Below are 15144 nucleotides of genomic sequence, written 5' to 3'. Positions count from 1 at the left end.
TATGTTGCGTCGTTCTCTTATTTTTCTGGTGTTGTTGAGTGCGGGATGTGTCTCGCTCGATCCTCACTACAGTACGCCTGAATCCCCAATCCCGGCGACCTTGCCGGGAGCACAGGGCCAGGGGAAGGCAATCAGCCATGATTGGCAGCAGGTGATCCACGATCCCCGATTGCAGCAGGTAGTAACCATTGCACTGAACCGTAACCGCGATGTGCAAAAAGCGATTGCTGATATTGACTCAGCACGGGCGCTCTATGGGCAAACTAATGCGTCGTTATTTCCGACGGTGAATGCGGCCTTAAGTTCGACTCGCAGTCGTTCGCTGGCGAATGGTACGGGAACAACTGCCGAGGCTGACGGCACGGTGTCCAGTTATACGCTAGATCTGTTTGGTCGTAATCAGAGTTTATCTCGGGCGGCGCGGGAAACCTGGCTTGCCAGTGAATTTACAGCCCAGAACACTCGTTTAACGCTGATTGCTGAAATCAGCACCGCCTGGCTGACACTGGCGGCCGATAACAGCAACCTGGCCCTGGCAAAAGAAACGATGGCCAGTGCAGAAAACTCATTGAAAATTATCCAGCGCCAGCAACAGGTTGGCACGGCGGCAGCGACAGATGTCAGTGAGGCGATGAGTGTTTATCAGCAAGCGCGCGCCAGCGTTGCCAGCTATCAGACACAAGTGATGCAGGATAAAAATGCGCTGAACTTACTGGCAGGTACAACGCTTGCGGAAAATCTGCTACCGGGAACACTGGAAAGCCTGCCGGAACAAATGATAAGTCTGGTTCCTGCGGGAGTATCATCTGATGTTCTGCTGCGTCGCCCGGATATCCAGGAAGCTGAACATAATTTGAAGAGCGCCAATGCAGATATTGGCGCGGCGCGGGCTAACTTTTTCCCGACGATTTCGCTGACTGCCAGTGCCGGTGTTGGCAGTGACGCATTGTCGTCGTTGTTCAGCCACGGAATGCAGATCTGGTCATTTGCGCCATCGGTCACATTACCGCTGTTCACTGGCGGAAGTAATCTGGCGCAGCTTCGTTACGCAGAAGCACAAAAGCGTGGGCTCATTGCCACCTATGAAAAAAACGTTCAGAGCGCATTTAAAGATGTCGCTAACGCACTGGCGCGGCGGACCACGCTTGAAGAGCAACTGGATGCACAGCGCCAGTATGTTAAAGCTGAGCAACAAACGGTCGATGTTGGCTTGCGTCGCTATCAGGCGGGTGTTGGTGATTACCTGACCGTGTTGACGGCGCAGCGCAGCTTGTGGAGCGCACAGCAGGAGCTGCTGGCACTGCAACTGACTGATTTTACAAACCGAATCACGCTCTGGCAGTCGCTGGGCGGCGGTATGTCATCACTCAAGTAAGGAATAATATGGCTAGAGTCTCTCTTTCATGGGCATTGATTCTTGGTCTTTTAGCCGGTATCGGCCCGATGTGTACCGATCTTTATTTGCCGGCTTTGCCGGAGATGTCTGAGCAACTGGCGGCAACCACGACCATAACGCAATTAACCCTGACCGCATCACTGATTGGTCTTGGCGTCGGACAACTGTTATTTGGCCCTCTGAGCGACAAAATAGGGCGTAAACGTCCGTTAATCTTGTCGTTGCTATTGTTTATTGTTTCTTCCATTTTATGCGCGACAACGAACAATATTTACTGGCTGGTGGTCTGGCGTTTTATTCAAGGGATCGCGGGGGCGGGTGGTTCGGTGCTCTCTCGTTCTATTGCTCGTGACAAATATCAGGGAGTAACGTTGACCCAGTTTTTTGCGCTGTTAATGACGGTGAATGGCCTGGCACCGGTGTTGTCGCCAGTGCTGGGCGGGTACATTGTTAGCACTTTTGACTGGCGCACTTTATTCTGGGTAATGGCTGAAATTAGCACCGTACTGTTGCTGGGCTGCCTGTTATTTATTAATGAGACCTTGCCAGAAAATAAAAGGGGCTCATCATTGCTATTAACCGGACGAAGCGTGGTGCAGAACCGCCGTTTTATGCGCTTTTGCCTGATTCAAAGCTTTATGCTGGCTGGTTTGTTTGCATATATCGGCTCTTCGTCGTTCGTGTTGCAGAAGGAATTTGGCTTTAGTCCAATGCAATTTAGCCTGGTGTTTGGCCTTAACGGCATCGGACTTATCATTGCTTCATGGATCTTCTCGCGCCTGGCGCGACGGATTAACGCGATGACATTGTTGCGAGGTGGCCTGATAGCGGCAATTTTGTGTGCATTGCTCACGGTCTTATGCGCATGGATACAATTGCCCATTCCGGCACTGGTGGCATTATTTTTCACCATCGCATTTTGTAGCGGCATCGGCACTGTTGGCGGGGCAGAGGCTATGAGTGCAGTAGGGACGCAGGAATCTGGAACGGCGTCTGCGTTGATGGGGATGAGCATGTTTGTCTTCGGCGGTATAGCCGCGCCATTGTCGGGAATTGGCGGAGAAACACTGTTAAAAATGAGTCTGGCAATTACGGTGTGTTATACGCTGGCATTGCTGGTTGCTCTCACCAGAATCGACAATCAAAAGTAATGAACACCTCATCCTGAGGGGGGCCTGTCAGGATGAGGTGCAAAACACTAACGGTCCTTACGCCACGCATCCGCCGTCAATGCTTCGCCAAAATGACCGGCGATCAGCCGTTTGGTGAGTTCATGCAGCGGCGATGCCAGCACATCTGCGGTGCTGCCTCGCTCGACAACCTCGCCCTGATGCATCACCAGCACCTGGTCGCTAATGTGCTTCATCATTCCGATATGCTGGGTAACATAAATATACGAAATGCCCTGTTTTTCCTGTAACTCCAGCATCAGATTAATCAACTGCGAACGCATCGACATATCCAGTGAGGCGAGGGCTTCATCGGCAATAATGACTTTTGGGCGCAATATCAGCGCGCGCGCCAGACCCAGACGCTGTTTTTGCCCGGGTGCTAACATATGCGGATAGTAACTGACGTGATCCGGTAGCAGCCCAACCATACGCATCGTTTCAATAATCTGTTTGCGACGCTGTTCCGGTTCCAGGTCGGTGTTCAGGCGCAGTGGAAAATCCAGAATTTGCGAGATACGTTGACGGGGATTCAACGAGGTGGAAGGATCCTGAAAAATCATGCGAATACGCTGACTGCGGAAGGAATAATCGCCAAAATGCAGCGGATGATCGTCAATCAATAACTCGCCGCTGGTAGGTTCTATCATTCCCGCCAGCATTTTTGCCAGCGTGGATTTACCCGAACCATTCTCGCCGATAATCGCCAGTGTCTGGCCTTCACGTAGCGTAAAGCTCAAGGGTTTTACCGCTTCTACGGTCTGACGACGAAACCAGCCGGTCCGGTAGCGGAACGTTTTACTTAAATTGCGCACTTCAAGTAGCGTTTCGATCATCTCACTCTTTCTCCATGTTCAGCGGGAAATGACAGGCATAGAGATGATTTTTCGCCCCCGTCAAACGTGGCGTCACAATGCATTCTCGTTGTGCATACGGGCAACGTGGCCCCAGACGACAACCAATCGGTAACTGTTCCAGCAGCGGGATAGCGCCGGGCAGCGTATTGAGGCGACTTTTATGCGGCATCGCGCTGCCGAAGTCTGGTATCGCGCGGATCAGCGCCTGGGTATAAGGATGGTGTGGCATCGTCACCAACTCCTTACTCGGCGCGGTTTCCACCGTTTGACCGCAGTAAAGCACGTTAATTTTATCCGCCCATTGGCTAAGCATTTGTAAGTCATGGCTGATAAGCAAAATAGTGGTATTGCTGTTTTGGTTGAGACGCGTCAGCAGGCGAAAGATTTGCGCCTGGGTTGTTGGCTCCATTGAGTTGGTCGGTTCGTCAGCAATTAGCAGACGTGGTTGATTCGCCAGTGCAATGGCTATCATCACTTTCTGACATTCACCTTCGGTCAACTCATAGGGAAAACTGCGCATCGCATCTTTGTGATCTTTAATCCCCACGCGGTGCAGCAGTTCAATGGCACGGCGTTTGCGCCAGCCAAAACGCTGCCACCAACGGCCTTTATAGGTCCAGGCAGGGATGTTTTGCATCAACTGGCGACCCACACGTTCTGAAGGGTCAAGACACGACTGCGGTTCCTGGAAAATCATCGACACGTTGTGACCAACCAGCTTGCGCCGTTCGCGTGCGGAGAGACGCAGCAAATCGATATCATCAAAACGCATACGGTCAGCAGTAACACGCCAGTTATCTTTATTCACCCCACAAATCGCTTTCGCAATCAAACTTTTGCCGGAACCTGATTCGCCAACAAGACCGCGGATTTCACCTTCGGTTAAGGTCATACTTACGCGGTCGACGGCTTTAACCCACTCATCACCGGTTTTAAATTCAATGGTCAGGTTACGAATATCGAGTAATGGCATTATTCCACCCCCGCAATAATTGCACGACGGACACCGTCGCCAAGGAGGTTAACCAACAGCACGCTAATCATAATTGCCGCACCTGGCAGCATGACAGTCCATGGGGCGACATAAATCAGTTCCAGCGCATCACCGAGCATCGCGCCCCATTCAGGCGAGGGCAGTTGTGCGCCGAGGTCAAGGAAGCCCAGCGCGGCGATATCGAGAATTGCCATCGACAATGCGCGAGTGATCTCGGTGACCAGTCCGGCGGTGATGTTGGGCATCACAGCAAACCAGAGAATATTCAGCGTTGATGCGCCATCCAGACGGGCGGCGATAACGTACTCTTTTTCCAGTTCGTCATGCACCATGCTGTAAATCGAACGTACCATACGCGGCAGCAATGCCAGCCAGACAGCAAACATGGCGTGAGACAAACTCGGTCCGGCAAACGCTACAACGATAATTGCCAGCAGCAGCGAAGGGATCGCCAGTAAGGTATCCAGAATATGGTTAAGCACCGCTGAGCGTAGGCCGTGGGTCGCCCCGGCGAAGGTGCCCAGTACCAGGCCACAGATCGTCGCGGCGAGCGTCACCACAAATGCGCCACCTACGGTTGGCGCAGCTCCGCTCAGTAAACGGCTTAAAACATCGCGTCCGAGGTCGTCAGTCCCCAGGAAGAAAGAAACTTCGCCATAGCGCGACCATGACGGCGGCAATAATTGATAACCGAGAAATTGCTGGTCGATGCCGTAAGGCGCAAACCAGCCGCCAAAAATACACAGTACAGCCAGCCCCGCGCAGCCGTACAGGCCGACCATCGCAGAGGCGTCACTATAAAATTTGCGCCAGGCGGTACGCAGCGTGCCCGGCGGGCGCTTTTCGCTGTATACGCTATCGTAAGGCATACCATTCCTTATGTTTCAGAGGGTTAGCCATGGCACCCAAAATATCAGAAATCACGTTAACAATAATGACCAGTGAGCCACACACCATCACTCCGGCGGAAATGGCTGCGTAATCCTGCTGGCGGATGGCGTTAATTAACCAGCGCCCTAAACCCGGCCAGCTAAAAACCATTTCGGTGATCATCGCCAGCGTCAGCATGGTGGAAAACTGTAAGCCCAGGCGAGGAATAACCGGAGGTAACGCGTTATGCAGAACGTGGCGACGCAAAATAGTAAAGCGCGACAAACCGCGGGTTGCCGCTGCTTTAACATAGTTCTGGTCATACACTTCGATAGTGCTGATACGCATCAGTCGGATCACTTCAGTTGTTGGCGCAACCGACAGGGTGATCACGGGCAATATCATATGGCGGATTGCGCTCATGACCATTTCATCCCGCCACGGTGAGTTCGAAAGCCAGGCATCAATCAACGCAAAACCGGTAATCGGTTTCACTTCGTAGAGCAAATCGAAACGCCCAGAAACGGGCAACCAACCTAGCGTGAGTGAACAAAACAGCGTCAGCAGAAGCGCCAGCCAGAACACCGGGATTGAAAAGCCCAGTAAGGCGATGGCGTTGATCAAGTTATCCTGCCACTTATGGCGCGTAATCCCGGCAATCATTCCTACGGGGATGCCAACAATCAGCGCAAAACCGAAGGCGAGGATGCACAGTTCCATCGTCGCCGGGAAGACCTCTTTTAACTGTTCGGCAATCGGTTGACCGTTAATGCTGGAAACACCAAAATCCCAGTGGATCAGGCCGTTAAACCAGAACACCCAGGCATTCCACAGTGACGCGCCTTGTAACGGCGCATGTGGGGTGAAATAGCTCAAGCTGAAGCCAACGAAGGTCAGCAGGAACAAGGTCACAATCAATAACAAAATACGGCGTAAGGTGAAGATAATCATGGCTTTTTCACCTCATCCTGTTTCTCGCGATACACCCCAGCAAAGGAGGCGTTACCAAACGGGCTAAGTACCAGACCTTTGATATCGTACCGATAGGCCTGCAAACGCAATGACGACGCCAGCGGCAGAATAGGTAATTCCTGCGCCAGAATACTTTGCGCTTCGTCATAGGCTTCAATACGCGCCGCCAGCTGCTGCGAAGAGAGCGCCTTACGCAATACGCTGTCGAATTTCGGATCGCACCAGTGGGCGAGGTTGGTCTGCGAATGAATTGCTGCGCAGCTCAGTAACGGACGGAAGAAACTGTCCGGGTCGTTACTGTCCGTCGCCCAACCGGATAACGTCAGATCATGGCTCATATCCATCAACCGCGCCTCCTGAAAACGACCTTCTACCGGCACAATCACCACTTTTACGCCAACCTGTGCCATATCCGCCTGAATCAGTTCGGCGGTTTTCAGTGGACTGGGGTTCCACGCCTGCGAACGTGTGGGCACCCACAGTTTCAGCGTTAAGTTTTCCAGCCCCAACGCCTTCAACTGTTCGCGCGATTTTGCCGGATTGTATTCAGTAATTTTAGCCTCGTTGTCATAGGCCCACGAGGCTCGCGGTAAAATAGAGGCCGCCGTTTCAGCCGTACCATAATAGATGGATTGCATCAGGCGCTGGTTATTAATCGCCAGTGCCAGCGCATGGCGGACCGCCGGATTATTTAGCGGCGGTTTGGCGGTGTTGAATGCCAGATAGGCGACATTCATCCCAGGACGCAGCGTTAAACGCAAGCGTGGGTCGTCACGCAAAATGGATAGCTGACTGGCAGCAGGCCAGGCCAGAACGTCGCACTCCCCGGTCAGGAGTTTCGACAATCGTCCTGTACCGCCAGAGCCTAAATCCACCACCACTTGTGGCATCAACGGCTTACCACGCCAGAAATCATCATGACGTTGTAAGCGAATATATTGCCCGGCGCGGTATTCCGACAACTGATACGGACCGGTGCCGACCGGTTGACGGTCGAGTTGCTCCTGGCGATCTTCTTTCTCTAACTTCCCTGCATATTCTGCCGACATGACCGAAGCATAATGGGTCGCCAGGTGCCACAAAAAAGAAGCATCCGGCTGGGCGAGACGGAACTCAACGGTATGATTATCCAGCTTGCGGACGCTTTTCACGTTATCGGCAAATTGCAGACTGTCGAAATAGGGGAAGTTACTGCCGTTGACGTTATGCCACGGGTTGTTGCGGTCAAAAATCCGTTGGAAGGTAAACACCACATCATCGGCATTCATTTTACGAGTGGGAGTAAACCAGTCGGTTTTTTGAAACGGAACATCGCGACGCAGGTGGAAGCGATAGGTCGCGCCGTTGTCGAGTACTTCCCAGCTTTCGGCAAGTTCCGGCATCAGGCGATAGGTATAGGGATCGACATCCAGCAGTCGATCATAAAACTGGGCGGCAAGGGTATCGACAATTAACCCACTGCTCGCTTTGGATGGGTTAAAGGTGTTGACTTGCCCGCTGACGCAATAGACAAAACCGCTGTCGCGGATATCAGCATGCGGGGGGGATTCAGGCGCGGCGATTGCCTGACCACTCACAAGTCCAGCAATCACCAAAAGAGACGATAATACCTGGCGCATAATATTAAGGGATTTTATGTAAAGAGGCTATCTTACTAATATTTAATGACATTTGCCATTACCGTTTGTGTTCAGAGGTCGTAATGAGGGCCGTGTGGTTGGTCATTGAACAGGTGGCGTCGCCATCAGTTCAACATTCGTACCCGTGATTTCTTTATAACTATAACTCACAGAACAACTTAGCGAGGAGCATAGCGGTACGATCGTGAGAAACCCATTAAAGCATGCTGCAGTGCGTGTCATTTTTAGCCGGATGCGGCGCGAACGCTTTATCCGGGCAACGATACTGACCGATAGTCTGCAATTAAATAATTACTCATTACCCCATTGATTCAAAAACTCTGCGATCTCATCAATGCGTACGGGATTAATCCCCGCTTCAGCAGCCATTTCATGTTGGGCTTCTTCACTGATCTCTTCATTATTCATCAAACGGGTGAGCAGTAACTGGAAGTAGTGGGCCAGCGGTGTGCGTTCAGCGTCTGCGACAGGCTCTGCGCATTCGGTCGCGTACTCATCGGCAATATCAAAATATTTTAGCGGGATATCGTGGTTCATTATTTGCCCCTGGGGTTAATGCGCTAAGCATAAAGGCGGATGATAGCACTCGTGATCCGGGTCATACATATTTTTATAGTTAATGGCGCGGTGCATTACCCTCAGGCAGGATAATGCGCCGCGCATTCGACTATTACGTTTCGCTCACCGGCGTTCTGTCGCCATCATACAACGGCACTTTGCGATAGCGGCGGATCAAATACCACAAATATGCGCCGCCTAACGAAGCCCATACCATCCCGGTTGCGCAATTCGATGCGGCAATGAAAATTTTGCAGGATGCGCTGAGAGATTAATACGCAGAAGCAGGGTTAACGCAATAATGCCTGATGCGCAGCGCTTATCAGGCCTGCAAACGACGTATTGATTATGTATGCCGGATAAAGCGTTCACGCTGCATCCGGCAAGTTGTATTGCCCAACTTCGCTAAATCTGGTGCTTTTTCAACAACGCGCGGAACTGATGATAGGTTAACCCCAGCAATTCAGCGGCGCGCTTCTGGTTATATTTCCCCTGTTGCAAACTGAGTTGCAGCAACTCTTTTTCCTGCTGCATCTGAAACTCGCGTAAATCCAGTGGCAGCGTCGGAAGCGAGGTGTTTTCTGAAACGGCGATGGCTTCTTCAGATGGACGGCGTTTAAAGGGATCAATAATGATGTCATCAAGCGGATAATCGCTGGTGCCGTGACGATACACTGAACGTTCCACCACGTTTTTCAATTCACGTATATTTCCCGGCCAGCGATAATTCAGCAATGTTTCTCTGGCGTGCTCTGTAAAACCCGGGAACAGAGGCAGCTTGATTTCCCGACACATCTGGATGGCAAAGTGTTCTGCCATCAACATAATGTCGCTTTCACGCTCGCGCAGTGGTGGCAGTTGCACTACATCGAAAGCCAGCCGGTCGAGCAGGTCAGCTCGAAAAGTACCTTCATTGACCATCGCCGGGAGATCGGCATTCGTCGCGCATACCAACCGCACATTCACCTGCAATGGCTGGCTGCCGCCGACGCGCTCCAGTTCACCGTACTCAATCACACGCAATAATTTTTCCTGCACCATCATCGGTGCCGTAGCGAGTTCATCAAAAAATAGCGTACCGCCGTCGGCACGTTCAAATCTCCCTGGATGACGTTTTTGCGCACCGGTAAACGCCCCCGCTTCGTGACCAAACAGTTCGGAATCCAACAGATTTTCATTTAACGCCGCGCAGTTAAGGGAAATAAACGGCCCTTGCCAACGGGAGGAGAGATAATGCAGGCGGCTGGCGATCAGCTCTTTACCGGTGCCGCGCTCGCCGATGATGAGCACCGGTTTGTCCAGCGGTGCGAGATGCGAAACCTGTTCCAGCACTTCGAGAAAGCTGTTCGCCTCACCGAGTAAATTATCTTTGTATTCTGCCATGATGAAATTCGCCACTTGTTAGTGTAATTCGCTAATTCATCCTGGCATGTTGCTGTTGATTCTTCAATCAGATCTTTATAAATCAAAAAGATAAAAATTGGCACGCAAATTGTATTAACAGTTCAGCAGGACAATCCTGAACGCAGAAATCAAGAGGACAACATTATGGGTATTTTTTCTCGCTTTGCCGACATCGTGAATGCCAACATCAACGCTCTGTTAGAGAAAGCGGAAGATCCACAGAAACTGGTGCGTCTGATGATCCAGGAGATGGAAGATACATTGGTTGAAGTACGTTCTACTTCGGCGCGTGCGCTGGCAGAAAAGAAACAGCTGACTCGTCGTATTGAACAAGCGTCGGCGCGTGAAATTGAATGGCAGGAAAAAGCGGAACTGGCACTGCTGAAAGATAGAGAGGATCTGGCGCGTGCGGCGTTAATTGAAAAACAGAAACTGACCGATCTGATTAAGAGCCTGGAACATGAAGTGACGCTGGTGGACGATACGCTAGTGCGTATGAAGAAAGAGATCGGCGAGCTGGAAAACAAATTGAGCGAAACACGCGCTCGCCAGCAGGCATTGATGTTACGCCATCAGGCGGCAAACTCGTCGCGCGATGTGCGTCGTCAGCTGGACAGTGGCAAACTGGATGAAGCAATGGCTCGTTTCGAATCTTTCGAACGCCGTATCGACCAGATGGAAGCGGAAGCAGAAAGCCACAGCTTCGGTAAACAAAAATCGCTGGACGATCAGTTTGCCGAACTGAAAGCCGATGATGCAATCAGCGAGCAACTGGCACAATTAAAAGCCAAAATGAAGCAAGACAATCAATAATAACATCCAGGCGGCGTCCGAACGCGCCGCCGCTCATCGTCTAAGGAGTACTTATGAGCGCGCTATTTCTGGCTATTCCGTTAACCATTTTTGTGCTGTTTGTTTTACCGATCTGGTTATGGCTGCATTACAGCAATCGTTCTGGTCGCAGTGAATTGTCGCAAAGTGAGCAGCAGCGATTAGCGCAACTGGCTGATGAAGCAAAACGGATGCGCGAACGTATTCAGGCGCTGGAATCCATTCTTGATGCAGAACATCCGAACTGGAGGGATCGCTAATGGCGGGCATTAATCTCAATAAAAAATTATGGCGTATTCCACAGCAGGGCATGGTCCGTGGCGTCTGCGCCGGGATTGCCAACTATTTTGATGTACCAGTAAAACTGGTGCGTATCCTGGTGGTGCTGTCGATTTTCTTCGGTCTGGCGCTGTTTACCCTGGTTGCTTACATCATTTTGTCATTTGCGCTTGATCCAATGCCGGACAACATGGCCTTTGGTGAGCAGCTACCTTCCAGCAGTGAATTGCTGGATGAAGTCGACCGTGAACTGGCGGCAAGTGAAACGCGTTTACGCGAGATGGAACGTTATGTCACTTCCGATACTTTCACGTTACGTAGCCGTTTCCGTCAACTGTGAGGAAAGTTATGAATACTCGCTGGCAACAGGCCGGGCAAAAGGTGAAGCCTGGTTTCAAATTAGCAGGCAAGCTGGTACTTCTTACCGCGCTGCGCTATGGCCCGGCGGGTGTAGCTGGCTGGGCGATAAAATCAGTTGCTCGCCGACCACTGAAAATGTTGCTGGCTGTGGCGCTGGAACCGCTGTTAAGTCGGGCTGCCAATAAACTGGCGCGGCGTTATAAAAGGTGAGGGGAATTTCGCAAAAATTGTTAAAGCTAAGGCGTATTATGGATGGCAATTTTCATCCATAGAAGGACGCTTACATGTTTAAAAAAGGCTTACTTGCTCTGACACTGGTGTTTTCACTGCCCGTTTTCGCCGCTGAACACTGGATCGATGTTCGTGTTCCAGAGCAGTATCAGCAAGAGCACGTTCAGGGAGCCATCAATATTCCCCTGAAGGAAGTGAAAGAGCGCATTGCCACCGCCGTTCCGGATAAAAACGACACCGTGAAAGTGTATTGCAATGCCGGACGCCAGTCAGGGCAGGCAAAAGACATCCTTAGCGAGATGGGATATACCCACGTTGAGAACGCCGGCGGCCTGAAAGACATCGCAATGCCGAAGGTCAAAGGTTAAAAGAATCCACCCTAAGCGGCGCTTATGCGCCGTTTACTTTTTCTGTCACACCTTATTTACATCCCCATAGATTATTTGCGTCAGCTCACAAATACGCTTTTTCCCAGGTAAAAAAAGATTTCCTGCGTGACTAAACCCCTTGAGCTCAATTGACAGTTTATTTTATGCGGAGTAGTCTCTCGTTTCATGGGACCGCTACCACGGAAAGGCAACATGAAACAGAAAATTACGGATTACCTGGACGAAATCTACGGTGGAACATTTACCGCGACTCATTTACAGAAACTTGTAACGCGTCTTGAGAGTGCGAAACGATTAATTACACAGCGACGTAAAAAACACTGGGATGAAAGTGATGTCGTGTTAATTACCTATGCCGATCAATTTCACAGTAATGATTTAAAGCCACTACCCACATTTAATCAGTTTTACCCTCAATGGCTGCAAAGAATTTTTTCACATGTTCATTTATTACCTTTTTATCCATGGTCATCTGATGATGGATTTTCGGTAATTGATTATCATCAGGTCGCCAGTGAAGCGGGGGAGTGGCAGGATATTCAGCAACTCGGTGAATGCAGCCATTTAATGTTTGATTTTGTCTGCAACCATATGTCGGCAAAAAGTGAATGGTTTAAAAACTATTTACAACAGCAGCCAGGTTTTGAAGATTTTTTTATTGCCATTGATCCGAAAACCGATCTCAGCGCCGTCACTCGCCCGCGTGCGTTACCGTTATTAACGCCATTCCAGATGCGCGATCATTCAATGCGCCATTTATGGACCACCTTTAGCGACGATCAAATTGACCTCAATTACCGTAGCCCTGAAGTGTTGCTGGCGATGGTGGATGTATTGCTGTGCTACCTGGAAAAGGGCGCAGAGTATGTCCGTCTGGATGCCGTTGGCTTTATGTGGAAAGAGCCGGGAACAAGCTGCATCCATCTGGAAAAAACACATCTGATTATCAAACTGTTACGGTCGATTATTGATAACGTCGCGCCAGGCACAGTGATCATTACCGAGACCAATGTTCCGCATAAAGACAACATTGCTTACTTTGGCGAAGGCGATGACGAAGCGCATATGGTGTACCAGTTCTCGATGCCGCCGCTGGTGCTGCATGCGGTGCAAAAACAGAACGTTGAGGCACTTTGTGCGTGGGCGCAAAACCTGACACTACCTTCCAGCAACACCACCTGGTTTAACTTCCTTGCCTCTCACGATGGCATCGGGCTTAACCCACTGCGGGGGTTGTTGCCCGAAAACGAAATATTAGCGCTGGTCGAGGTGTTACAGCAGGAAGGGGCATTAGTAAACTGGAAAAATAATCCCGACGGTACGCGTAGCCCCTATGAAATGAATGTCACCTATATGGATGCGTTGAGCCGCCGTGAGTGTAGCGACGAAGAACGGTGTGCCAGGTTTATTCTCGCCCATGCGATTTTGTTAAGTTTTCCCGGTGTGCCAGCGATATATATTCAAAGCATTCTGGGGTCGCGTAATGATTACGCAGGTGTCGAAAAACTTGGATATAATCGCGCGATTAACCGTAAAAAATACTCTAGTAAAGAGATAACGACAGAACTGAACAATAAAGCGACATTAAGGTATTCGATATATTATAAGTTGTCGCATTTAATTACACTTCGTCGCAGTCATAAAGAGTTTCATCCGGATAATAATTTCACCATTGATGCGATTAATTCATTTGTAATGCGAATTCAAAGAAGCAATGCGGATGGCGATTGCCTGACGGGATTGTTTAATGTCAGTGAAAATATTCAGCATATAAATATTACTGACCTGCACGGTCGGGATCTGATTAGTGAAGTTGATATATTGGGTAATGAAATAACACTGCATCCCTGGCAGGTTATGTGGATTAAATAAAAAGGAACATTTCATGATTAAATCAAAAATCGTGCTGTTATCAGCACTGGTTTCCTGCGCCCTGATTTCAGGCTGTAAAGAAGAAAATAAAAATAATGTATCCATCGAATTTATGCATTCTTCGGTGGAGCAGGAGCGCCAGGCCGTCATCAGCAAATTGATTGCCCGTTTTGAAAAAGAAAACCCAGGTATCACCGTAAAACAAGTGCCCGTGGAAGAAGACGCCTATAACACCAAAGTCATTACCCTTTCACGTAGCGGTTCGCTGCCGGAAGTGATCGAAACCAGCCATGACTACGCCAAAGTGATGGACAAAGAGCAGCTTATCGATCGCCAGGCGGTTGCCACGGTCATCAGCAACGTCGGTGAAGGCGCGTTCTACGATGGCGTACTGCGGATTGTGCGCACCGAAGATGGCAGCGCCTGGACCGGTGTTCCTGTCAGCGCATGGATTGGCGGGATCTGGTATCGCAAAGATGTGCTGGCAAAAGCTGGGCTGGAGGAGCCAAAAAACTGGCAGCAATTGCTGGACGTTGCACAGAAACTGAATGACCCGGCGAATAAAAAATACGGTATTGCGCTGCCTACAGCAGAAAGCGTGTTGACGGAACAGTCTTTCTCCCAGTTTGCGTTATCCAATCAGGCTAACGTCTTTAACGCCGAAGGCAAAATCACCCTTGATACACCAGAGATGATGCAGGCGCTGACCTATTACCGCAACCTTGCTGCCAACACCATGCCAGGTTCTAACGACATCATGGAAGTGAAAGACGCTTTTATGAACGGCACCGCGCCGATGGCGATTTACTCCACCTATATCCTTCCGGCTGTGATTAAAGAAGGCGATCCGAAAAACGTCGGTTTCGTGGTGCCAACCGAGAAAAATTCTGCGGTCTACGGCATGTTGACCTCGCTGACCATTACCGCCGGGCAAAAGGCCGAAGAGACGGAAGCAGCAGAAAAATTTGTCACCTTTATGGAGCAGGCGGACAACATTGCCGACTGGGTGATGATGTCGCCAGGCGCGGCGCTGCCGGTGAACAAAGCGGTGGTGACTACCGCCACCTGGAAAGACAACGACGTTATTAAGGCGCTGGGAGAATTGCCGAATCAGCTAATCAGCGAACTGCCAAATATTCAGGTCTTTGGCGCAGTAGGGGATAAAAACTTTACCCGCATGGGCGATGTGACGGGGTCTGGCGTGGTGAGTTCAATGGTGCATAACGTCACCGTGGGGAAAGCCGATCTCCCTGGCACGCTGCAAGCGAGCCAGAAAAAGCTGGATGAACTGATCGAACAGCACTAAACCCAGGACAGGAATC

Annotated in this window: 16 protein-coding genes and 1 pseudogene; 9 read left to right on the top strand and 8 right to left on the bottom strand. The window is 50.5% G+C overall.

The window, feature by feature from the left end:
- Position 1: 1 nt before the first annotated feature.
- Together HBM92_RS12925 and HBM92_RS12920 are read left to right on the top strand one after the other, a co-directional pair.
- Positions 2 to 1375 carry an efflux transporter outer membrane subunit gene (locus HBM92_RS12925; RefSeq protein WP_000946214.1) on the top strand — a complete coding sequence of 458 codons (1374 nt, stop codon included), beginning with the start codon at positions 2 to 4 and terminating at the stop codon, positions 1373 to 1375.
- 8 nt (positions 1376 to 1383) lie between these two features.
- On the top strand, positions 1384 to 2547 hold the full coding sequence (locus HBM92_RS12920; protein WP_000135018.1) for a multidrug effflux MFS transporter: 1164 nt from the start codon (positions 1384 to 1386) through the stop codon (positions 2545 to 2547).
- A 47-nt stretch (positions 2548 to 2594) separates the two neighbouring features.
- On the opposite strand, the gene sapF is transcribed toward HBM92_RS12920, so the two are convergent.
- The 8 genes and pseudogenes from sapF to pspF form a co-directional block, all read right to left on the bottom strand.
- Positions 2595 to 3401, bottom strand: a complete 807-nt coding sequence (sapF, locus tag HBM92_RS12915; protein ID WP_000573407.1) for a peptide ABC transporter ATP-binding protein SapF — start codon at positions 3399 to 3401, stop codon at positions 2595 to 2597.
- Position 3402: 1 nt separating this feature from the next.
- Positions 3403 to 4395 carry a peptide ABC transporter ATP-binding protein SapD gene (sapD, locus tag HBM92_RS12910; RefSeq protein ID WP_001128858.1) on the bottom strand — a complete coding sequence of 331 codons (993 nt, stop codon included), beginning with the start codon at positions 4393 to 4395 and terminating at the stop codon, positions 3403 to 3405.
- Positions 4395 to 5285 (bottom strand): peptide ABC transporter permease SapC, encoded by an 891-nt coding sequence (sapC, locus tag HBM92_RS12905; RefSeq protein WP_001146163.1) that lies wholly within the window; start codon positions 5283 to 5285, stop codon positions 4395 to 4397. Before sapC ends, sapD begins: the two co-directional genes overlap by 1 nt.
- On the bottom strand, positions 5272 to 6237 hold the full coding sequence (sapB, locus tag HBM92_RS12900; RefSeq protein ID WP_000583286.1) for a putrescine export ABC transporter permease SapB: 966 nt from the start codon (positions 6235 to 6237) through the stop codon (positions 5272 to 5274). The genes sapC and sapB overlap by 14 nt, the downstream gene beginning before the upstream one ends.
- Positions 6234 to 7877: an ABC transporter substrate-binding protein SapA gene (gene sapA / locus HBM92_RS12895; RefSeq protein ID WP_001250202.1), complete on the bottom strand. Its 1644-nt coding sequence runs from the start codon at positions 7875 to 7877 to the stop codon at positions 6234 to 6236. The genes sapB and sapA overlap by 4 nt, the downstream gene beginning before the upstream one ends.
- 312 nt (positions 7878 to 8189) lie before the next feature.
- Entirely contained in the window at positions 8190 to 8435 is a 246-nt protein-coding gene (locus HBM92_RS12890; protein ID WP_001015099.1) for a YmjA family protein, read from the bottom strand.
- Positions 8436 to 8568: 133 nt separating this feature from the next.
- Positions 8569 to 8676: pseudogene (locus tag HBM92_RS12885) on the bottom strand (hypothetical protein); the annotation flags it as partial.
- A gap of 185 nt (positions 8677 to 8861) precedes the next feature.
- Positions 8862 to 9839: a phage shock protein operon transcriptional activator gene (pspF, locus tag HBM92_RS12880; RefSeq protein WP_001327153.1), complete on the bottom strand. Its 978-nt coding sequence runs from the start codon at positions 9837 to 9839 to the stop codon at positions 8862 to 8864.
- A 165-nt stretch (positions 9840 to 10004) separates the two neighbouring features.
- Here pspF and pspA point away from each other — a divergent pair, with 165 nt between their 5' ends.
- From pspA to HBM92_RS12845, 7 genes are all read left to right on the top strand, one after another.
- Entirely contained in the window at positions 10005 to 10673 is a 669-nt protein-coding gene (gene pspA, locus HBM92_RS12875; protein ID WP_000511015.1) for a phage shock protein PspA, read from the top strand.
- 53 nt (positions 10674 to 10726) lie between these two features.
- Entirely contained in the window at positions 10727 to 10951 is a 225-nt protein-coding gene (gene pspB, locus HBM92_RS12870) for an envelope stress response membrane protein PspB (protein ID WP_001274963.1), read from the top strand.
- A complete protein-coding gene (gene pspC, locus HBM92_RS12865) occupies positions 10951 to 11310 on the top strand; it encodes an envelope stress response membrane protein PspC (RefSeq protein WP_000907387.1) in 360 nt (119 codons plus the stop codon). The genes pspB and pspC overlap by 1 nt, the downstream gene beginning before the upstream one ends.
- Before the next feature lie 8 nt (positions 11311 to 11318).
- The gene (pspD, locus tag HBM92_RS12860) at positions 11319 to 11540 is read left to right on the top strand and encodes a phage shock protein PspD (protein WP_001441952.1); all 222 of its coding nucleotides are present in this window, start codon (positions 11319 to 11321) and stop codon (positions 11538 to 11540) included.
- A 74-nt stretch (positions 11541 to 11614) separates the two neighbouring features.
- Positions 11615 to 11929 carry a thiosulfate sulfurtransferase PspE gene (pspE, locus tag HBM92_RS12855; protein WP_000473127.1) on the top strand — a complete coding sequence of 105 codons (315 nt, stop codon included), beginning with the start codon at positions 11615 to 11617 and terminating at the stop codon, positions 11927 to 11929.
- Between the two features lie 213 nt (positions 11930 to 12142).
- Positions 12143 to 13822 (top strand): glucosylglycerate phosphorylase, encoded by a 1680-nt coding sequence (gene ycjM / locus HBM92_RS12850; protein ID WP_001441953.1) that lies wholly within the window; start codon positions 12143 to 12145, stop codon positions 13820 to 13822.
- Between the two features lie 13 nt (positions 13823 to 13835).
- On the top strand, positions 13836 to 15128 hold the full coding sequence (locus tag HBM92_RS12845; protein ID WP_000597415.1) for an ABC transporter substrate-binding protein: 1293 nt from the start codon (positions 13836 to 13838) through the stop codon (positions 15126 to 15128).
- The last annotated feature ends 16 nt before the right edge of the window (positions 15129 to 15144 follow it).

Source organism: Escherichia sp. E.sYA108 (genome assembly GCF_011754335.1).
Taxonomy (GTDB): Bacteria; Pseudomonadota; Gammaproteobacteria; order Enterobacterales; family Enterobacteriaceae; genus Escherichia; species Escherichia coli.
The sequence above is the reverse complement of the archived record's forward strand: the minus strand, read 5'-3'. Positions and strand labels throughout refer to the sequence as shown.